This window comes from Bremerella sp. P1, from assembly GCF_028748185.1.
Classification (GTDB): Bacteria; Planctomycetota; Planctomycetia; order Pirellulales; family Pirellulaceae; genus Bremerella.
In genome coordinates, this window is record NZ_CP118164.1 from 3,583,185 (window position 1) to 3,604,699 (window position 21,515).

Here is a 21,515-nt window from a genome sequence, read left to right on the forward strand (position 1 = left end):
GGTAATATCGACCAGTACGCCGGATGTCTTGCGAGGAAACATCCACCTACGCGGCAATTACCCTGCGCTACCGTCGGGCGCAATATACTGAATCTGGCTCAGTGCCGTCTGGTTGTTTTGCAGCTTTCCGATGGTCAGTTCCAGGTTATAAAACTCTTTGAGAAGCTGCTCGGACTTGCGCTCCAATCGATCGGTCATGGCCTTGATACGATCGGTGTTCAGTTCGGCACGGGCCTGCAGTGTTTGGGCCCGGCTGACCAGCAACGAACTGCCGGCACCAGCAAATTGTTCCGTTAGATTGAAGACCTTATGAGCGAAACCGGTTGTTTCTCGAGTAAAGAAAGTCTCGACGGCTTCCGGATCGTCTTCAAATGCAGCTTTGAGTTTGGTCGAGTTGAGGCTTAACTTGCCGGTATCGTTGAACTCGAAGCCAAGCTGTTCAAGCGACTGGAACTTGCCGTTACCAACCAAGCGGGAAGTGATCAGGTTGCCAAGTTCGGTATCGACTCGCAGCGCTTCGTTCGATCCAAACAGAATCCCTGTCGAGTTGTCCGATTCATTGAAGAAGGTGTGTGCATCGAGCTTGTCACGCAAGGCATTGTACTGATCGACGAATTCCTGGGCAGCTTTGACCAGCGGTTCGTCCGAGACCTGTACGTTTACGTTGATGGCCGATTCGGACGGAGCATTGACGGTCAGCGAGACGCCTTCCAACACTTCACTGAATTTGTTCGTGGAGGACGAAGTCAGGATACCGGCGGCTGCATTACTGGCAGAGCCAAACAACAAGAGGGCATCCTGAGCCTCGACGATCTCATCAAAACGGAATTGCGACTGACTCGAGTCGATGACGACTCGTCCTTTGCGCCCCGAAATCGTGCTGGTCAACGACATGCGAATTGGGTTCGTGCCAGAACCCGTATTGAGCGAACTTGCGGAAAGTCCGATGTCGGCATCGTTGATCTTGTCGATGACATCTTGCAGGGTTTCACCGGCTTCGATGTCGATGGTCGTGACTTCTGATCCTTCGATGACGGTTCGGGTAACGCCGTCCACTTCCTTTTCGACACCGGAGCCAAGTATTCCGAGACTTGCGGCCGTATTGATGCCACTGCCTTCGGTTACGGTCAGCGTGCCTGAGCCTGAGGTCTTGTCGATCAGGACGATGCCGTCACCACGATCGTTGATACGGGCTTCGACGTTCAGCGACAGCTCGGCGTTGATCTTATCGATCAGGTCTCCGACCGTTTCAATCGAAGTATCGGTCAGGTCGAAGAGTCGCGTATTGCCTTCGCTGTTCTTGATCAGGAACTTGCCTCGCTCGATCCCTTCACCACCTTTGAGATCGTCGAGCTTGGTGTCTTCGTTGACGAACTGACGCCCGAGGTTGCCTGAGTTTACGGTCAAGCTGGTTGAGTCATGCTCGATATTGAGCAGTTCGGCGCTGTTGGTTCCGTCGGCGTTGGCGACAATAAAGTTGCTGGTGAAAGAACCACTTGTTTCAGTCAGCGAAATGCCTGTTCCCGAGGCATTGACCTTGGCATTGATGGCCAGGCCAGATGCGTTGATCAATTCAATCACATCTTCGATCGTTTCGGCTGAGGACAAGTCGACATTTGCCGAACTGCCACTGCGATCGGTAAGTGCGATCGTGCCAAGCGTGCCCAAGCCTTGGCCACCATTGAGCGTGGTTAGCAGGGTCGTTTTCAGGCCCGCCTGAAGTCTGCGACTGGTAAGTGTGCCGCCTGAGGCCGTTCCGGTCAGTCCCAGGTCTTCTGCCGTGGAACTATTGTTGATACTGCTGACCGCGAATGTCCCGCCGTTGTCAGTCGACAGGTCGATCAATTCGATGCTATCGCCATCGTCGCTGATCTGCGCTCGCAGTTTCGAAGGATCGATGGCATTGATGGTGTCGATCAATTCGCCGAGCGTTTGTGGTTCCGAAGCTTCGCTCGCTTCACCGTTGTCGGTTGTCGCAACGATCGAGGCGTCGATGATCCGGTCGCCGGTAGCACTGGTAGGCTTGGAGGCAGTGAATGTCGCTGCGAAAGCCGTACTGCCATTGAGGGCCGTCACCACGTCATCCGCCGTCGTCTCGCCTTCCGCGATCCGAACAGTGATTGTTTTGGCATCTGCGTCGAATTCGACGACTTCATTTCCCTGGGTGACCGAACCATCGGCTACGTAGGAAATCTGATAGCCATCGTATTCGGCGCCTTTCACCTTGGCGGTCAGGTTGACTTGGCCATTGGCAGCGTCGTCAGGCGTGGTCGCCGAAGATAGCAGCACGCCGCCAGTGGTTACCGCCGTATCGGTAAGGTCCACCAAGCCGCTTCCATCGCTGCCGCTGCCGTTTGAGGCAGTGAACAAGGCACTTGCCGTCGGGTCACCATTGATGGCGTCAATGACGTTCGTGCCGGTCGAGTTGCCCGCATCAATCCGAACTGTAAGCGTTTTGTTGTTCGGGTCCGAGTCGTCGTAGGTGACCGTTTCCGCGCCTGCGGTGACACCTGCGTCGTCGACAAAGACGATCGTAACGTCATCATAAGTTCCACCGGTACCGGCGGCGGTCAGGGTAATCGCAGCGTTCGGGTCGACCGAGGTTGTTGTGGCGGTGGCGGTACCGGTCGTGCCGGCGGTAGTTACGGAGTCTTTATTGGGGTCAATAATCCCATCGCCGAGGCCATTGTTCACGGTCTCGGCCGAGAAGTAAGTACTAGCAGTCACGTCGTTTTCCAACGCCGTGATGATGTCGGCTGCCGTTGTGTTGCCGGCGTCAATTTGAAAGGTCAACGTCTTGGCATTGCCGTCGAAGACGACCGTTTCACTGCCTTGAGTCACCGATCCATTGTCTTGGAAAATGATTTGGACGCCGTCGTAGGCGCTGCCATTTTGCACCGATGTGAAGCTGAGGCGGGCATCGCCTGACTTCGCTGCGGCTGTCGCGAAGTCTTCAGGGGCAGCCGCTTTGCCCAGATCGATTTCGAGCGATGTTCCGTCACGTAAAGAAACCGAAAGATCTGCCGCGCTGCGGTTAACACTGATTCCGTTTCCATCGTTCAGTGAGGAAAGCAGCGTGTTGGCATGCAGGCTCAGTAGATCAGCACCCGTGGCCGTGTTCGACGCGGTGTTGATTCCGTCCAGACCCAGGTCGGCAGCCGTGCTGCTACTTCCGACGGATTGAACAATGAGATTCGAGGTCGTCAGACCAGTATTGTCGGTCAGTTTAATGTGATCGCCGTCAACGGTTGCCGTGACCTGAATGTCATCGTTGTTGTTGATCGCATCCAGGACATCGTCGATCGTCTGGGCGTAGCTCAAGTCGACAGCAGCGTTACTTCCGCTGCGATCGGTGATGCGAATCTTGCCACGCTGGACGCCTTGTCCCCCGTTGAGTTGGTCGAGCGAGAGCCCGTCGTCGAGCCTTGGACCGTGGCTGATCTGGATCTTTCCGGCAGACAGCGGCTGATCAAGGGAAGCAACGCCAGAGCTCAACAGTTGTTGCGATTGAGCCGTCCGGATGGGCGTAAACTGGTAGTTGCCCGTCTTGGGCGTACCGGTAACATTGGCCGAGAGAAACGTTGTATTGCTGCTGGTCGCTTTAGACGTGTTGAAGAGCGAGGTCTTCTCGAACTTCCTAGCCGTGAACTGAAAGCTCAAGACACTAGCTGTTAGTTCGGCAATCGCTGCTGCTTCGTCATTGATAGCCTCAGTGCGGGTGACCAGCAAATCGCGCGGACGGGCTTCGATCGCAAGCAATTGCTTGACCGTTTCCGCGATGGGAATGCCCGTGATTAAACCAGTATTGGCCTGAATGCCTGCCATTTGCTTCGTGTCGCATGGGTGAGCCGTCGCTCACGCAATAGTTCCGCAGAAATCTACCCCGCGCTAGTCTCCTTTATCGACCATCTGCGGCCATAGGCTGGAGGAATTTTCCGATTAGGTAGTTTTGATCGATGCGGTCACCAACGAAAAACGCCCGGCCAAATGGCCGGGCGTTTTCCTTTTATTGGAGCTGAGTTGCTTCTTAACGGAGCAGACTCAGGACGTTTTGTGGGTTCTGGTTTGCGATACCCAACACCGAGGTACCCGACTGGACCAGAATCTGCGAACGAGTCAGCTTGGCCGATTCAGCGGCGAAGTCCGCGTCACGAATCGAGCTTTCTGCTTCGGTCAGGTTGGCCAGCGTGTCGTTCAAGGTGTAGATGTTCGATTCCAGAGTCGTTTTCTGGAATGCACCCAAGCGACCGCGAAGCTGGGTAACAACCGTGATCGTTTCGTCAACGATCTTGGCAGCAGCACCAACGTCCGAGGTCAGGCTCTTGGAACCACCGGAACGCAGCTCGAACAGACGACCGCTCACACCACCCAGGGTCGCCGTGCTGACGCTCTGGATGCCGAGGCGGGCTTGCTGGTTGCTGACCACGTCTGGGCCCAGTTGGAACAAGGCACCACCACCCGAGATCTGGAAGCTCAGATTCGTGTTGTCACCAACCGTAGCACTCAGCGAGAAGCTCAAGTCGAGCGACGAGGTGTTGATCGAAGCCTTCAGACCATCACCGACGGCTTGGATACCGTTGATGCGGACGTCGACGTCGGTACCTTCCGAACGGTCAGCAGCGGCACCGCTTTCGTTCGTCAGGTGGAACGTTCCGCTGAGTGCTTTCACACTCACGAAGCTGTCCGAACCGTATCGAGTTGCCTGGAAGGTCAAACCAGTGTTTTCAAGATCTGAGTTGCCCTGAAGTGCGGCACCTTGGACACTACCACTGTCGACAACACCACCGGTCAGCGTTGCCGTGTCGTCAACGGTAACAACGCCAGCACCGGTTCCGCCAGCGGTAGCATTGAACAGAGCTGCGATGTCGGCATCGTAGTTTGCATCACCGGAATCAAAGATGTCTTCCAGGTCAGCAGCCGTCGTCACACCTTCTTCGATGAAGAACGTCAGCGTCTTCGATGCGGCGTCGTATTCAGCACGTTCGTCTGTACCAGCGGTCACACCACCATCGGCGACGAACTGGATCGTGACGTCGTCGTAGTCGGCACCACCATTGACGGCCGTCAGCGTCAGCTGAGCGTTTTCGCCATTGACTGCCGTGGTCGTACCGGATGCTTGAGCATCTTCGAGGTCCGTTCCACTGGTAGCGAAAGTGATGTCTTCGGTGGTGACAGCCAGGACGCCCGAGCCATCGCTTTCACCAACGTTCGTCACGCTGATGCCACGATCGGCCAGGTAGGAAGCCGTGTTGGAAGCTTCCGTCGCGTCATCAATGAACTGGCTAGGATCATCAAAGAAGGCGATCAGATCATTTGCGGTGGTCGTGATCGTTCCATTTTCGTCGGTGGCCAGGTTGATGATCAACGTGCCTTCCGAGGAAACGCCACCCGTGGTAGCCGTCGGAATGTCGAGATCAGCAATCGTGATCGCGTCGGACCCGTCGCTCGAACCAAAGTTCGATGCTTCAAAGTACTGGCTCACATAGGCGTCATCGTTGATGGCCGACAGCACGTCTTCCGCAGTGGACACACCATCTTCGATGTTGATCGTGATGGTCTTGTTCTCTTTGTCGAGAACAGCGTATTCATTGCCACCACCGGTAACTGAAGCGTTATCGACGAAGCTAATCGAATAGCCGTCGAATTCGGTGCCCTTCAGCTTGGCACTGATTTCAAAGCTGCCGTTGGCATCGTCATTTTGGATAACCGAGGTCGAGTAACCTTCGACGCGAGGATCGGTCGAGGTGTCGATGCTCAGGCCTGTACCTGGGTTGGAAACAAATCGAATGTTTGGATTCGATTCAGGAGCCAGGAACTGCAGAGCGTTGTTCTGTTCGGCGACACCGCTGTAAGCAACGTCGGTGAACTCAGAGACAACACCATACCCGTTGTTGCCGGCTTGCAATGAAGCGGTGACCTTGTCATTGCCCGAAGCGTTGTTGATCGCTTCGATAACGTCGTTGGCCGTTGCGATAACATCGCCACCGTCAATGCCACCTGAGGTTGCCGTGCCGTAGGTACCAGTGAAGGTCACAGCTCCCGCACCCGTACCGTTAGTTTCGACCAAGGCGGCGGTGAACAAGGCAGCGGTAGCGGCGTTGTTGGAGGTTGCGGTCACTGCACCACTATCGGCGACAGCGATCGTACCCGAACCATCGCTACCAGTAACGTTGGCAGCAGCCGTGAACAAACCGCCGACCGTGGCGTCACCATTCAATGCAGTGATCACTTGGTTCGCGGTCGTCACGCCAGCTTCGATGCCGACCGTGATGATCACGTTATCAGGATCGCTGTTGTCGTAGGCGACCGTTTCACCACCAGCGGTAACGGTGTCGGTGAAGTTGATCGTGACACCGTCGTTGGCCAGGCCGGTCGTGTCCGAGGTCAAGGTGAACAGCGAGTTGCCACCCGAGTTCGTACCAATAACCACGGTTGGGGTGTCAGCGAGCGTGTGCGTATTGTTGATCGCGGCGACGATGTCGGCAGCGGTCGACGCAGCGTTCTTCGTAATCGTCAGCGTTTTGGCGTCAGCATCGAAGACAGCAGTTTCTTCGCCGGTGTTAGCACCGTCGGCAAAGATAACGCTGACGTCATTGAAGTCGGCGCCCAACTGATCAGCAGTGATCGTAAAGTCGTTGTCCGTGCCAGCCGTATCGACGGTGACGGATGCGGCTTCGTAATCACGAACGCCGAGAGCAACTTCGATCTGAGCAGCGTTTTCGCCAACCGGAGCGGTGTAGGTTGCGCTGGTCGTGCTCGAGGTGCCTTTGGTGTATTTGATGCGAACATCACCAGCATCGAAGCCGGCTTCGTTGGCGGTGATCAGGACGTCGTTGTTTTCGCCATAGCTCGAAGCGACCAGCGTACCCTTGGTGGCAGCCGTTTCAACGATGGCTTCCACGCCGGTTGCGTCCGACACCAGGTTGACGGCCGAAGCGACTTCTTCGATGGTCGAACCCTTGGCGAAGTTGAATGCTTCGGTACCGTTGCCGCCGCCGATTTGCAGCACGAGATCTTCAGCGATGGCTCCGAAGTTGTAGTTGAGCTGACCGCGGGTCGCTTGCTTGACGACGTTGACCGAGACGCCGATTTCGCTGAACGAACCGAAGTTGGCTTGGTCGACGCGGAGGCCTTCGATCGACTTGGTATCCACACCGTTGGTGATGAAGTCGAGGTTGCCGTCCAGCAGACGCTTGCCTTGGAACGAAGTGATTTGTGCGATACGGTCGATGGCTTCCAGCGACGAGTCGATCTGCAGCTGGTTAGCAGCGATCTGCTCTTCACTCAAGGCACCCGTATTGGCGGCTTCCGAAGTCAAGCCACGGATGTCATTGAGCAGCTGGCTCACCTGGCCAAGTGCACTGTCTGCGGTTGCGATCAGCTGGTTGGCACGTTCACTATTGGTGATGGCCTTTTCCACGCTGATGATGTCGCTACGCAGACCTTCACTGGCGATCAAACCAGCCGGATCGTCTTTACCACGGTTGATCCGGAGACCGGTGCTCAAACGACCCAGAGCGGTTTGCAAGTCGTTGTTCGAACGCGATAACGTGTTCTGAGCGATGAGTGAGCTGACGTTAGTATTGATTCGGGTCATTTTGAGACACCCCTCCTAGTTGAGGACTACGTTTGGTTCCAACCGAGACGGGGAGTCGTGACTCAGCTGGTGCGGCTGCAAAACGCAGCCCCGAAATATGGGAACGAACGATTGTCAATCTCGAGTTTTGGCCACGGTTGCTTTCTACGAACGTCGTAGCCAGTTTAGGCCTGCCCCCGCTTAACGCTTGTTATCCGAGCTAGCTACGTGGTCGGCGCAGCTTCCGCGAGGATTCCTAAACGTCTAAATGGGAAGATCGTCACACTTTGACACTAGCTTGAGATAAAGACATTCTTTTTCATTGACGTATGAGTTGACGGAAGTTGTTTCCCTTGCTCATTCCGCATCGTCAGATTAGACGTTACGACCGGACCATGAAGTTGGTGGGTTCCGAGAGATAAGCGATTGGCAGAAGCCCATTCGTAGGGGCCAGATTGGCCGTGTTTTCCAGCGGTTTGCGCATGCGTAGCGTGTAACCGATCGATAGGACAACCTACAGAACGAAAGTCAGGCTACGCGCGAAACTATTTCGCCGAAAATCCGCTGGGAGAGGAATCTGTGCGGTACCGGCGTGCGGCTTGCCGAAGATTCATGCAGCGCAAGGTGGGATTTGCTGCGCGGACACGTGTTCAGGGAGAGGGATCAGGAGGTCGCCTGGCTGACGGATAGACGACCTCCGATGCAAGGCCGCAATTATTTGCGACCCTTTTTCATCATGGCCGTGTCTTCCGGCTGCATGCCGGAGGCCTGCATGTTTTCACGCTTGATCGCCTCGTAGACTTCCTGGCGATGCACAGGAATGTCTTGAGGGGCAGCAATGCCCAAGCGAACTTTATCTCCACGAATGTCCACAATCGTGATGACAATATTGTCGCCGATCATGATGCTTTCGTCACGGTGCCTCGAGAGTACCAGCATCTCTGGCTCCTTCCTACTTTTATTTCAATCAGGGTATTGGGCATTTGGTGCTTGTAAGATTCCGTCCAGCCCCGAATGACTGCACTGAATGCAGTCGCTCGCCAGCAATGATAGCAGTGCATTGCTATGACTCGACGTGTTGAGTATCGGACACCTAGAGATACGGATTCACTTTTCAATCCGTGGATACTGTTCTGACGGCAAGTCCGGTTGTTCACGCGCTGCGACGCAGAGGGATTGTTTCAGTCGCAATGACGTGCCGCAGTGGCTGTTCGTCGGTGGTAATGACCTGACGGCCGATCTGAAGCGAGAGATTTACCAGAAGAGGAGCTCGGAGATTGACGGTAACCAAGCTGTCCTCTCGACTTACGACGACCAGCACAAAGGTTTCCATGCCGGCATCGATTTGCAGCGAACTGGCTTGCTCGGGGCTGATACGCACCTTGTAAGACGGTATGTATCGCCGTGGGCTAACCACTGCGAAGGCGAGTCCTGGATCTTCCAGCGACTGCAACCAGCCAACCGACTCGTTGGATTCATCTGCCAGAATGGCCCACTTCGTATGATCGTCGAATCCGATCATACCGTTTGGGAAGGTGATGATCTCATCTTGGCGGATATCGAGCTGGCCGAAGCGAGTGGTTGTAAATTCCATAGCCCCTGGCGTCCTTACACAGTCTTGTCGGCTTAATAGTAGAGGGCGCGAGGAAAACGCCCTATTCTCTCTATCGACCGATTGCCCGGAGGAATCCATAGAATCGTCAAAGTCGGACTAGATAAAATCCAACAAGGTCAATTGATAGAGCTGGCCGGTCATCTGTAGCGAGGCCTGAAACGAAGCCTGCTTAGCGGTCATTTCCGAAATGGCCTGGACGATATCGACATCGATTTCCAACGACAGATTCGTTTTCAGTTCCAGGATTTCATCTTCACCACGCGCTTTGAGCACATCCACATGCTGATCACGAGCACCCAGTGCCCCGCGGGTAAAGCTGAGCCGTTCAATGTCTTCTTCCAGTAGTCCAGCGATTCGCGAGACCTCCTGGACGTTTTTGGCTGCGATCGCGTCCTTCAGTCGCAGCAGCGAATTGAAGATGCCCTTGGTCTCCTGGGGATTCACATTGCGACCTTGAAGTACTTCCGGACTTCCGCCATCGGTCGTTCCGACGGTTCCTGTCGCGTTGATGATACCACTACCAGAGTTGTTCAGATCATTGGCGAAGTTCAACTTCGCGTCGAAATCGCCTTGTTGGTCGATCGCGGCAATGACCTGGTTGGCCGTCGTCACGCCAGCTTCAATCTGAACGGTCAGTGTTTTGGTTGCTGAATTGAACACCGCACTCGGGACACCGCCCGACAGAGAGTCTTCAAAGACGATCTGCACGTCGTTCATGCGCGTGCCCGGGATTTTAGCCACCAGGGAGAACGCCGTATTGAGGTTGTCGGGCGAAGCAAACGAGATGTCGGCCGTCGCTGCGGCTGAATCGGCTACCGGCGTTCCGCCATTGGTCGTTGCTAGAACACCGGTTTGCGTGATCAGCCCGGTCCCTGCATTGGTTGCATCTTCTGCCGCGTAAAGTTCCGCTGAAAATGTCCCCTCGGCTTGGATCGCGGCGATTACCGTGTTTGCGGAAGTCAGGGTCGGATCGACATCGATCGTCAGTTTTTGTGTCGCTGCATCGAACGTGACAAGGGCCTGATTGCCGCTGGCGGCGCTGTTAACAATCTCGACTTGAATATTGTTGTAGCTGGTACCAGGGTTCTGGGCGGTCAGCTTAAAGGCATTATTGACGTCGTCTGGTTCTGCAAATTGAACGATTGCCGTGGCTGGCGTAGCATCGGGCGAATCAGAAACGGTTGCTTCGATTTGACCAGGGGGAATCAGCCCCAAATCAACGCCGGCATGACTAAGCACGCCTTGTGATACCGTGAGACGGCCAAACCCAGGCGGGTTGTCGTCGATCAATTCGATGCCATTGCCGAACTCAGAGAGCCGTGCAACCAAAGCATTGGGACCATCCAGATTGTCTGGATGATTATTGATCAGGTTCAACACGTCCCCGATGGTTTTGGCCGTTGAAAGCTCGATCTCCAGTTCGACGCCGTCATTACGGGTGATCGTCAAGTCCGTGCCATCGGTACCGGTGACACCCCGACCGAAGTTGAGTTCCGAAAGTCGTGTTTCCGTAGTGAAGCTTCGCAGGCCTAATTGTGTGGCCGTTTGCCCACCATTTTCTCCGATCGAGAAGTCGCCACCACTTACGCTCGAACGGACATTGATGCCGTTGCCATTAGCGTTGATTTCGGCGACCAGGCCGGCACCACTTCCATTGAAGACGTTCAACAGGTCCTCAACGGTTTCTACTTCGCTGAAATCGAGGGTCGTAGTGACCGTGCCATTTTGGATTTGGATCCCTGATTCGCTGTCGAATGTCGTGCCTGATCCGCCGGTCGTTTTGCCAATGACCGAAGTACTGACCACGCCGCTGGCGGTCAGGAATTCGGCCGTTGTATCCTTCGCATCAATGCTGGCCGTAAAGTCAGCTGAGAACGCCGCGTTGTTGTTTAGGGCCCGGATCAGGTCGTCCGCAGTGGTCGTGCCAGAGGCGACCTGGACATAGTAGGCGTCGACATCGCCGCCGGTGTTTCCTGTGTTGCCGATCGTGCCGGCACTTGCCACGTTGACCGTTGCTGCCAGATTGAACGACTCGCCATTCCCGTTATCGCTAGTGACGGAAAAGGTTCCATCGGCGGCAATCGCGTTGATAATCGACTGAACTGTCGTTTCGTTGTCGTCGTCGATCTGAATCGTCAGCCGACGTGTTGTGCCGTCGTCCGAATAGCTCGCGGTCGCGGCGTCGCCTAGATTGTTCGAGGCGTCGATCACGATTTCAACGTTGTTAAACAGATCGCCGGCTTGATTCGCGATCAGCGTCAGATCGTTGCCGCCACCCACCAGCGGCAGCGAGGCTCTGGCTTTCACGGCCTGGGTGGTAACCGTAGCGGTTGACGAGGTGCCATCGTTGGCGGCGGTCACGGCACTCGCAGGGTTGAAGCCTTCCCCCGTGTTCGCCTTGCCGACGGCAAAACGACCATCGATGGCAAACGCATTCATTAATGTCTGGAGGCTTGTCTCGTCGGTGTCGTCGACCTGGACTGTGATGGTCGGGACACCGTCCACCAATGTAGTTGGGCCAATAACGGCCGAGTCGCCAATGTCATTGGAAGCATCGATGATGATTTCCACGCCATCCAGGCTGCCGTCGGTCGAATTTGCTGTGAGCAGCAGGTCGTTGTCGGCTCCGTCCAGGTTCAGCGTTGCTTGAGGACGTAGTAGATCGGAACCCTTGGTAACGATTTCATTGCCACGGGTGATACCGGTACCTGCTTTGAGCAGGTTGTGGTCGACCAACTGAATCTTGGTGCCGTTGAGCGACTCACCGTTGGCATTGGCTTTGATGATGATGTCGTTGTTCGAGCCAGGGTATTCAATGATCGTATTGGACTTGGTACCGAGCAGGTTCGAGACCTTCGTGGTCAGCGTGACCCGTGGGTTCAGGTCGGCCCCAACGATCGGATTGGTAAGATTGCCGTCTGTTTTGAGAATGCCCAATTGTGCGGCGACGCGGCTTCCGCCCAACTCGCGGATGGTGAGGTTGCCACCGCCGGCGTCGTCGATGTCGACAATCAGGCCGGTATCGCTGATCCGGGCCGTCACTTTACGACCCGCAGGCGGGTTCGCCTCGATCAAGCGAACCACGTCGTTAAGCGTGTTCGCCTTGCTGATATCGATGGTAACCGGCGGCGCAAGACCATCCGAAATCTGGAAACTTCCCTTCTGAATCCCCTTCCCTCCCCGGAGGTCGGAGAGCTTAGTGGAGCCAGTTACGATGGGGTTCAGGTCGCCGATGCCTTTGACTTGTTGGCTGATCGCACCAAACGCGTCGTGACCATTAACGGTCGTATCGAAGAGCAAGTCGATGTCGGCAAAACTTTGCAGGCCGGTTGTATTGCCGAGGTATTCGATCAGGCCGCTATCGAGCGTCTGAAACGGTTTCGTCGTGGTGTTTGACCCTGCGAAGAGATAACGTCCGCGGAACTGCTGATTGGCCAGGTCCATCAGCTGTTGAATAGCACGCTCGACTTGCTCGCCGGCTGCGGCAAGTTCGGTATCTGAAAAGGTTGTATCAGCGAGCCGAACGGCCAAACCTTTGACGTCGTTCAGCGTTGTTTGAACGTTGGCCAGCGCTACGTCGGTTGCCGAAAGGTACGACTGGCTCGTGATCAGGTTGGTTTGGATCTGCGTTTTTTGTTCCAGCAGCGACTGAAGCGTGACGCCACGGATGGCAGCAGGCGCATCATCACTCAGAGAAAGCACACGACGTCCGGTACTCAACTGCGTTTGCAAGCGCAGCAAGTCGAGCTGGTCAGCCGACATCTGATTGGTGAGACGCTGCGACAGTAGGTAGTCGCTCGTTCGACCTGTGGGTACCGGGATAATACGTGTCATGAATATGTGTCCGTGGCCGCGAGGCTGAGCTGTGGCTCAGTAACAAGGACTCGCAGACCGAGGCCCTCCTTACAGGTTGACCAAAACCTCTAATAGTTCATCCAGCGTTGCAATCATTCGGGATGATGCCTGGAACTGACGTTGAAAAGTGATCATTCGCACCGCTTCTTCGTCTAAGTTCACTCCGCTTACGCCGAGCTTCTGTCCTTCGAGCGTATCTTTGAATACGCGAAAACCTTCGGTGATTCCCTTCGTGACCGCGGCGGTCTGGGCGACTCCACCGACCAGGTCTTTATAAAATGCCGTGACAGTCGTCCCACTGAATGAGTCGAGTGCTCGTTCAGAGAATGATGCCAAAGCCACCGCGTTGTCCGTATCTTTGCCGATGCCGGAACTACTAGCCGCGAACTTGGAAGGATCTCCACTAACCATCTCGTTCACGCCGAGGTCGGTCGCGGACGATCCTGTGAAGAACGTACCCACACCCAGGGCTGCCAATACGCCGCTGGTATCATCCGCGAAAGCAAACTCGATGTTCGGCTGATCGGCATTGATTTGAAGCTGACCCTCTAGGCTGATGGTTGCCGAGAGTCCATCAATATCGTCCAGTGCCGCTCGGAGATCTTCGAGTGAAGTGTCTTCGTTGGTGCCGTTGAGTTGGATGAAGATATCGTGCGTTTCGGTAACGCCTGTTTGTCGATTGAGCAGCTTGACTTGGAACGAACCGTTCTCAGGCGTAAACGGAAGCCCCACCTGGTCGAGGGCATCATCCCATTGCTCGGCACTGACAAAGTGTTCGGATTCAATGGATTCGTAGCCGGTCAGACCCTGACCACTGCTGAAGACCTTGTTGAACTCAAAGGCGAACGACTTGGCAAAGTTGTCGAGCTGTCCGAGAAAGTCCCCGAGAATATGATCGCGTGAATTGACCAGGCCGGCTAGTTTGCCGGTGTCGGTTTGTAGGGGAGATTCAAAGTCGACGATCTTGATGTCGACAAAGTTGGCTCCATCGCGTGGTTCTTCATCGGCGTAAACTTGCCGGGCAATCCCGTCGGTGACCAGGTATTCGCCACCGGCGAAAACAGATACCGAGCCGTTTTCCTGCTCGACGGCTCGGATGCCTATCAGCTCGGAAAGTTCGGTTAGTTTCCGTTGACGTTGATCGCGGAGACCCACGGCATCACTCTTGGTGATGCCCCCTTCCATGGTCGTGATCTTTTTGTTGACTTCGGCGATGTCGGTCAGCAGTCCATTGATGGTCCCGGCCGCGTCGCGGATTCGATCGTTTGTATCCAGTTGTACCTGGCGAACACGCTGGTACAGTCGAGAAATATCGTCCGCTAGCGTTTGACCACGAAGAATGGTCAAGTTGCGAACGCCCAAGTCTTCCGGCTGGTTGAGGATATCGTTGATCGAACCAAAGAAGTTATTGAGGGAAGTGCTGAGATCGGTATCGCTCAGTTCGCCGATCAGGGCATCCAGTTGGGTAAATGTGTTCTCTTCGGCCTCTCCCTTGGCCAGATCACTTCGTGAACCACGTAGCCGTTCTTCCAGGAATTGATCGACCTGCTGAACGATCGCCTCGACTCGGACGCCCAGCCCCAGACGCAAGTTGCCAATCGCCTGCGTCGGCGCAGGCGTATAGATCACGCGCTGGCGAAGGTAGTCCGGCGTGTTGACGTTGGCGATGTTGTTGCCCGTGACTTGCAGTCCGACCTGGGCTGCTTGCAGGGCATTGTTCGCTTGTTGTAGTGAGCTAAATAGAGACATCCTTGTTTACCTCGTTAGGCGAGCCGCGCTAGCACGACCTATGCATCCTGATCCACCAAGGTTCCACCCTGATTCGAGGCATTCTCCGCTTCATATGTCGGTTTAAGTTTCCCTCCGGTCGCAATGATTTGTAGCAATTGCGAAAGATGTAACACGGTTTGCTGGGCTAGCACGAAGTTTGTCAGCGTTTCGTTTTGAATATGACGCATCGCATCTTTCGCCGTGTGCGCCTTTGTCGCAAGTTCGCCAGATTGATCCTCGTCCAAAGCTCTCGCTAGCGAGTGCATGCTATCGGACGGCAATCCCTTGCCGCGTGCATCGGCCAGAAGCATCTGGCGCGAGTCGCGAAGTTGATCGAGCCGTTCAAGTAGTGCCTGTTCGCTAATCATGGTTTGCTCCATGGCTTCCAGGTCGTTCGCGACCATTTGTTCGCGCTTTCGATGCAGCACGTTCAGCAGGTCGGCCTGGACGTCGGAAAGTTCCTGCAGAAAGGTCGCCGTATCGTTTTCGAGATTCAACGGCGGTGACGATGGTTCTGCGGTGGAAGGCATTGGCGAATTCATATCGATCAAAACCACTTACATGAGAGTGGGAGACATTCTGAACTAAATGGAAACGTCCAACTGCGACAGGGCCGCCGAGCTGGTTTCACTGTCTTGCGACTTATTCTGCTGCTGCAGAGTTTCAATCTGCTGGATTGCCTGCTGAGCTTCGTCTTCGCTGACAAACGAAGAAAGCTCGGAAGCTTCGTGTCGATTACCCATGTTGGCGGCGAAGAGCTCGAACATTGGCTTGGAGATTTGCTCGGCACTCGCGTCCGAAATCTTCTCGACCAGCAGTTGATCCAACTGCGACTGAAAGACTTCCTCCGCTCGACCACCATGAAAGTAGGCCGGCTTGCCAAGGGATTCTCGCATGCTCTTGAGCATCTGCCCGAACATCGATTCGCCGACAAACTGGTCGAACTTCTCACGTAGCTGGCCTTGAGGGGCCGCCGCGCCGGATGCCGATGTTAGTGTGTTGACGTTCATGGGATGGGCTATTTCGTTTGTTAGTTGACGTAGATCAGTTCGCCGTACACTTTGCCCTGGTGATGCAAAGCTTCGACGATGTCGATGATGTCGGTCGCTGGAACTTTCAAGGTTGTCAGGGCGTCTTCCAGGTCTTTCAGACGCGTTGCGTACTGCTTCTGCGTGTCGACCGTGACAAACTTCGATGCTTCCAGGTTGGCCGTTTCGACCTTGATGCCGTTGTGGTTGATCACCACCGGGCCGATCTCGACATCGCTGCCAATCACGATCAGCCCTTGGTTCTTATTGATCACCACCTTGTTGTTCAGCAGGCTGTCGACGATCGGAGTCTCCATCAGAATCGAAACGAAGAAGACCGGCTCTTCCTTGTATTGAGGAGGAATCGTGATCTCGATCGTCTTCTGGTCGAGGGCTCGGGCGATTTGGCCGCTGGTGCCTCGGCTGATGTTCTGTTCCAGGTTGTTCACCCCGAAGACGATCTCCTGAGCCATTCGCCAATCCTTGTGCCCTTCGTTGATAACCAGGAAGATCTTGCCGTCCTGGGTCACGAATGGGTTGCGAATCGTCTTTTCGATGCGGCAGCCGTTCATGACGTAGCCCCGAGTGGGAATGTCTTGTTTCGCAAGTTCAACGGGACCACTGGCGAGTGCCCAAACCGTTTTGTCATGCGGGTTGGGGCCTTGCAGTGTCGAGATCGCCAGCGTGCCACCGGCCAGGCTTTTGGCTCCCAGCGAGCTGACTTCACAGTCGATGAAATCCCCTTCCTCGGCACCCTCAGCAGGGATATTCGCACGGACGAGAACCAGGGCCATGTTTTTGATGTTCTTCAGTTCCTCAGGCAGGTACTCACCGCCTGGGCCGCTGCCGGCGTTGTTGCCCATGTGCTTGAGCATCAACGACAACGCACGATGCGTAGGAGTCAGATCCGAGTCGCCGGTTCCCTTCAAACCAACCACTAGGCCAACGCCTTGCAGGTAGTTGCCTTCTTGTCCTTTGACGCGGACGAAGTCGGACAGCGGTCGATTGATTTGAAATCGCTGCGAATCAATCGAGCTGTACTGCGTACGCGAAACCTGAGCTTCGACCGAAGTACCGGCGAAAATCAGGAGAGCGAAAATTGTCAGGCAGGCGATGTGTCGAGTCATTGGATTACTCATGATGACGTTGTGTTTTGGGTGACCAGGCTTGGCTTAGAACCAGTGGACTTTGTCCCAAAGGGTGAGAAGCCAGCCGCGACGATAGGCGTCGCGAACCGAGCCGTGATCTTCCTTGGTGATCGTCAGGTCGGCCAGGTGCTCACTCAACACGGTGTTGTTTGGATTGATGTCTTCGGTGCGACAGACGCCACGCAGGTGATAAACCCAGATCTCGTCGTTGACGGTGATCGTCTTACGGGCTTCTAGCTTCAGCGTGCCGTTAGGCAGAATCTCTTGGACTTCGGCAGCGATCGTGAACTTCAAGCCCTCGGATGTTTCCATCTCGGCCTCCGACTTCAGACGCTGGTTGAGCGTACCGGTGATTCTTGGATCGCCATCGGCTTGAACGGCCGGTTTGATCGAATTGATTCCATCCAGGCGAATCCAGTCGGTCAGAATGGCAGCGTACTGTCCGCTCTTCTTGCGATCGATTTCGCCGTCGGAGAATGCCTGGGCACGTTCGTCGACACGAATGTGGATCAGGTCGTGAATTTGCACTTCGCGTGGTGGCGGCAGTTCACGATACATCCAGCTCAGATCTTTGGTGGTGCCGCTGTAAGGCATGCCTTCGGCGATCTGGCCTTCTGGCATATTGCGTTGACCGAGGCTCGAGATCGGACCACTTTGCTGAGCAAACAGGACATCGCTGATGACCACCATTTGCAACAAGACTAAGGCTACGGTAGCAAGTTTCATCGGTTGATCTCCGGTTGCGGCAGCGGCATCAATGGTTTCGCGGTAGGAACCTTCACATGGCCACCCAGAACCAGGGCTTCTCCGGGACCGGTGACTTGAGCTTGAAAGCGTTCCACTTGGCGAGCACGGCCGTAATGTTTGGGTTCGATGGGTTGAACTTCGACCAGTTCCCGGAGGCCTGCATCGTTTAGTGCGAGCATCTCGCGTCGTACTACCACGTTGCCGGCGTGAGCATAAACCGTAACAACGTCGTTGCGGCGAACGATGACCGGTTCGCGAATGTCCTCTGCGGAAACGGGACGATCGGCGGCGATGGTGCGGGTGGCTTCCTTGCCAACCACGTTGTGCAGTGCCGAAGGGTAGGAGTCGTCTCGACGAATGACGGTCAGCTCTCGCATTTCAACGTCGCTTGCCTGAATGACTTCACCGCGGCGGACGTTTCGTACGACGTGAGCGACGGTCATGATCTCCATGGGCTGATCTTTAGCGACTCGGCCGCCGAAAGTACGACGTGGAACGCGCTTAGCCGTGACGGCGGCGTGCTCAACGGTTTCTTCGACGGATGCCGCTTCCATGCGAACTCGGCTCGATCCGATGACGCTGACGTCGTCGCTCGAGATTCCGCGAGCCGCCAAGATCGAGCGGATATCGTTGATCGTGAGATAGGTCGAGTGAGTGGTGCCAGGAGCTGGCATCAATTCCATGTCGGTCAGTTCCGCACGAAGTTCGCGATCTTGAATTTCGATCGCAGCCACATCGCCCAGACGTACCAGCGGTCCGTCGACGATGGCGGATGTCCTCAGCACGACCTGACCGGACTGAGCCATCGCCGCAACGGAAATGGTCAGAACCATCAGGATAGTGAAGAGGGAACGAATTGAAGTCACAATCGTCATGATTCTAAACGCGGATCCTATCGACGCAGGTTCGAGATGAGTTGCAGAATTTGATCGCCGGCCTGAATCGTCTGTGAGTTCAGCTCAAAAGATCGCTGCGTCGTAATCAGGTCGATCAACTCTTGGACAGGCTCGACGTTCGAGGCTTCCAACATCCCTTTGCGAATTTGACCTAAACCATTGGTTTGAGGATTGCCGGTAATCGGAGCACTGGAGGCACCCGTTTCGGCGTACAGGTTTTCGCCGAGTTTCAGGAGGCCTTCCGGATTGATGAACGTTGCCAGTTGAATCTGACCGACTTCGTTCAAGGTGCTCGAACCAGGCTGCTGAACCGAAACGATTCCGTCGGGGCTGACTTCAACTGCCGTGGCGTCTTGAGGAATGACGATCGCAGGCTCGAGTGGTCGACCGATGCCTGCCGAACCGGTAACGACCTGGCCGTTGGCATTGACCGAGAAGTTTCCGGCTCGGGAGTAATAGATCTCGCCGCTTGGATCGAGAACCTGAAAGAAGCCTTCGCCTTCGATCAGCATGTCCAAAGGACGGTCGGTGCTGGTGAACGCACCTTGCTTGAAGTCGGTTTGAACGCTGGAAACGCGAACACCAAGACCGACTTCCGTGCCGGTTGGTGTGAGGTTTCCGGTCGAATCTGGATTGCCGGGCAGCACTTCGTGATCGTAAAACAGATCCTCGAAGTTGGCTCGGTCTTTCTTAAACCCGGTGGTGTTCACGTTGGCCAGGTTATTGGCAATCACGTCGAGCTTCGTTTGCATCGACTGCATGCCGGTGGCTGCGGTGTAAAGGGTTTGGACGCTCATGGCTTACTTCCTTGTTCGCCTTAAGTTCGCGAGTGTTTTACGCGGGGGATGTTAGCTTTGACGGAGGACGCGGCCCAGCAAATTGCCCAGGGCTTCGTCTTGCGACTTGATCATGTTGATATTGGATTCATAGGCTCGCGTCGTTTCGATCATGGCCATCATTTCCGTGATGGGATTCGCAGCCGATCGTTCCAGCATGCCTGGGGCAGCACTACGCTGCTCTTCAGGGATTTGCTCGACAGGACCAAGCGAGCGAAACAGGTTCTTACCGAACTTAACGAGGTCGGCATTCGACTCAGGCTTGGCGATGCCCAGTTCAATGACTTCGCCGCCGATCACGACTTCGCCTCGTTCGTTGTAGTAGGCTCCGTTATGAACGGCCTTGGCTTCCGGATCGACTTGGACGGGATCGCCATCGCTAGACAGGACCGGGTAGCCTTCCTGCGTCGTGAGACGTCCATCCGGAGTGAATACGAAATTGCCGCCGCGGGTCAGCATGACCTGATCGCCGTGCTGCACTTGGAAGTAGCCTTCTCCGCGAAGGGCGATGTCGTCGCGGTTGCCGGTCGGGGTAATGGGGCCAGGCTTGAAGTTGGTCTGCGTATCGCGAACCATCACGCCGCCGCCAATGTTGTTGATGCTGCCGGAACCGGGTGAATCGAGATATTGGTCGATGGCTTCCGAATCGCGAGCTTCGAGGATCGCAAATTCGTTTTTGAAACCTGGTGTGTCGACGTTGGCCAAGTTATTCGCGATCACTTCCATGCGACGCGATTGAGCTTGGGCTCCTTCTGCCGAAATATACAGGCCGTAAACCATGATGAATCTTTGGTCTGAAACATGCCCCCCCGGACACGCTCTTTCCTAAGGCAATGTGCGTGCCAAAGATTCATGGCAAGGCCAAGAAAGTTTTGTATTTGATCTAAGTCAAGCAGAAGACGGTAGATACCTGTCTGATAGCAACAACCGCCAGCATGGCGGAAAGAAATTCCGAACGCCCGGCAACCGGAAAAAGCTGCCGGGCATGGTCGGCAAAGATTGCGGAAAGTGGCAAAACCTAGCCGCGTCCGCCTGAGGTTCTCGCGTAGCTGATGATACGCTGAGCACCTTGAATAATTAGCTGCGAAGCAACCTGACGTCCAATTTCCACGGCTTTGGTAGGTGGTCCGCAGGCATAGGCAGAAATCTTCTGTACGCCATCTCCGCTGATGACCACCCCATCGAGATGCAGCAGGTCGCGTTCGATCTCGAGTCGAGCCCAAGCGCCAACCGGTGCCAGACAACCACCGCGCAGTTCTGCTAGCAAGACGCGTTCGGCTTGCACACAGTGATAACTGTCCGGGTGGTGCAGCACGCCAACGGCTACCTTGGCACGTTGATCGGAATCACGCACTTCGATTCCCAGTGCCCCCTGCCCAACCGCAGGCAACATGACACGCTTGTCGATCACGTGCACGATCCGGTCGGCCATTTCCAGGCGGCGAAGTCCAGCTTCGGCCAAGACGATGGCTTCGTATTCGCCTTCGTCCATCTTGCGGAGACGCGTCTCGACGTTACCACGAATATCGCGAATCTCGAGGTCGGGTCTGGCATGAAGAAGTTGAGCACGACGACGGACACTACCGGTACCAACAATCGCTCCTTGCGGCAGCGTATTGACATGGAACCCACCACGCGAAACTAGCACGTCGCCGCAAGCTTCGCGCGAGGGGACGGCTGCTAGAGCGAGACCTGGCGTCGGATCTGTAGGAAGATCCTTCAGGCTATGAACGGCGATATCGACCCGGTTTTCCAGGAGTGCCGCTTGGATCTCCTTGGTAAACAGACCTTGGCCGCCAATTTCGCCAAGGGGGCCTGTGGTTACGTCACCCTTGGTCGAAACATGAACGACTTCCACGGACTGGCCGCTTCTTTTGAGTTCTTCGGCAACCCAATGGGCTTGCCACAGAGCTAACGGGCTGCTGCGCGTACCGATGCGGAGAGGCTCACCATTCATACGTGCTTTTTCGTTCCATGAATCGAAGGCGGGACGAGATGGAGGTCGCCTGACCCAGTGACAAGATTGGGCTAAGGCGGACGTCTG

14 protein-coding genes and 1 pseudogene are annotated in these 21,515 nt (G+C 55.4%); all 15 read right to left on the reverse strand.

Going from position 1 to position 21,515, the window contains the following annotated elements; genetic code table 11:
• Positions 1–57 precede the first annotated feature (57 nt).
• Entirely contained in the window at positions 58–3,825 is a 3,768-nt protein-coding gene (gene fliD, locus PSR63_RS15090) for a flagellar filament capping protein FliD (protein WP_274326504.1), read from the reverse strand.
• A 202-nt stretch (positions 3,826–4,027) separates the two neighbouring features.
• Positions 4,028–6,430, reverse strand: coding sequence for a flagellin (locus tag PSR63_RS15095; protein ID WP_443111097.1), 2,403 nt, complete (start codon positions 6,428–6,430; stop codon positions 4,028–4,030).
• 429 nt (positions 6,431–6,859) lie between these two features.
• A pseudogene (locus PSR63_RS28210) lies at positions 6,860–7,597 on the reverse strand (flagellin); the annotation flags it as partial.
• Between the two features lie 693 nt (positions 7,598–8,290).
• On the reverse strand, positions 8,291–8,515 hold the full coding sequence (csrA, locus tag PSR63_RS15100) for a carbon storage regulator CsrA (protein WP_105354695.1): 225 nt from the start codon (positions 8,513–8,515) through the stop codon (positions 8,291–8,293).
• Between the two features lie 214 nt (positions 8,516–8,729).
• Positions 8,730–9,170 (reverse strand): flagellar assembly protein FliW, encoded by a 441-nt coding sequence (fliW, locus tag PSR63_RS15105; protein ID WP_274326506.1) that lies wholly within the window; start codon positions 9,168–9,170, stop codon positions 8,730–8,732.
• A 117-nt stretch (positions 9,171–9,287) separates the two neighbouring features.
• Complete coding sequence (gene flgL, locus PSR63_RS15110; protein WP_274326507.1) at positions 9,288–13,025, reverse strand: flagellar hook-associated protein FlgL; 3,738 nt, start codon at positions 13,023–13,025, stop codon at positions 9,288–9,290.
• A 69-nt stretch (positions 13,026–13,094) separates the two neighbouring features.
• Positions 13,095–14,795 carry a flagellar hook-associated protein FlgK gene (gene flgK / locus PSR63_RS15115; RefSeq protein ID WP_274326508.1) on the reverse strand — a complete coding sequence of 567 codons (1,701 nt, stop codon included), beginning with the start codon at positions 14,793–14,795 and terminating at the stop codon, positions 13,095–13,097.
• Between the two features lie 38 nt (positions 14,796–14,833).
• Entirely contained in the window at positions 14,834–15,346 is a 513-nt protein-coding gene (gene flgN / locus PSR63_RS15120; RefSeq protein ID WP_274326509.1) for a flagellar export chaperone FlgN, read from the reverse strand.
• Positions 15,347–15,400: 54 nt separating this feature from the next.
• On the reverse strand, positions 15,401–15,826 hold the full coding sequence (locus tag PSR63_RS15125; RefSeq protein WP_274326510.1) for a rod-binding protein: 426 nt from the start codon (positions 15,824–15,826) through the stop codon (positions 15,401–15,403).
• A 20-nt stretch (positions 15,827–15,846) separates the two neighbouring features.
• Positions 15,847–16,971 (reverse strand): flagellar basal body P-ring protein FlgI, encoded by a 1,125-nt coding sequence (locus PSR63_RS15130; RefSeq protein WP_274326511.1) that lies wholly within the window; start codon positions 16,969–16,971, stop codon positions 15,847–15,849.
• A 45-nt stretch (positions 16,972–17,016) separates the two neighbouring features.
• Positions 17,017–17,718, reverse strand: a complete 702-nt coding sequence (locus tag PSR63_RS15135; RefSeq protein WP_274326512.1) for a flagellar basal body L-ring protein FlgH — start codon at positions 17,716–17,718, stop codon at positions 17,017–17,019.
• A complete protein-coding gene (flgA, locus tag PSR63_RS15140) occupies positions 17,715–18,614 on the reverse strand; it encodes a flagellar basal body P-ring formation chaperone FlgA (RefSeq protein WP_274326513.1) in 900 nt (299 codons plus the stop codon). The genes PSR63_RS15135 and flgA overlap by 4 nt, the downstream gene beginning before the upstream one ends.
• Before the next feature lie 17 nt (positions 18,615–18,631).
• Positions 18,632–19,432, reverse strand: coding sequence for a flagellar basal-body rod protein FlgG (gene flgG, locus PSR63_RS15145; protein WP_274326514.1), 801 nt, complete (start codon positions 19,430–19,432; stop codon positions 18,632–18,634).
• A gap of 51 nt (positions 19,433–19,483) precedes the next feature.
• A complete protein-coding gene (locus tag PSR63_RS15150) occupies positions 19,484–20,251 on the reverse strand; it encodes a flagellar hook-basal body protein (protein WP_274326515.1) in 768 nt (255 codons plus the stop codon).
• Between the two features lie 238 nt (positions 20,252–20,489).
• Positions 20,490–21,428, reverse strand: coding sequence for a hydroxymethylbilane synthase (hemC, locus tag PSR63_RS15155; protein ID WP_274326516.1), 939 nt, complete (start codon positions 21,426–21,428; stop codon positions 20,490–20,492).
• Positions 21,429–21,515 lie beyond the last annotated feature (87 nt).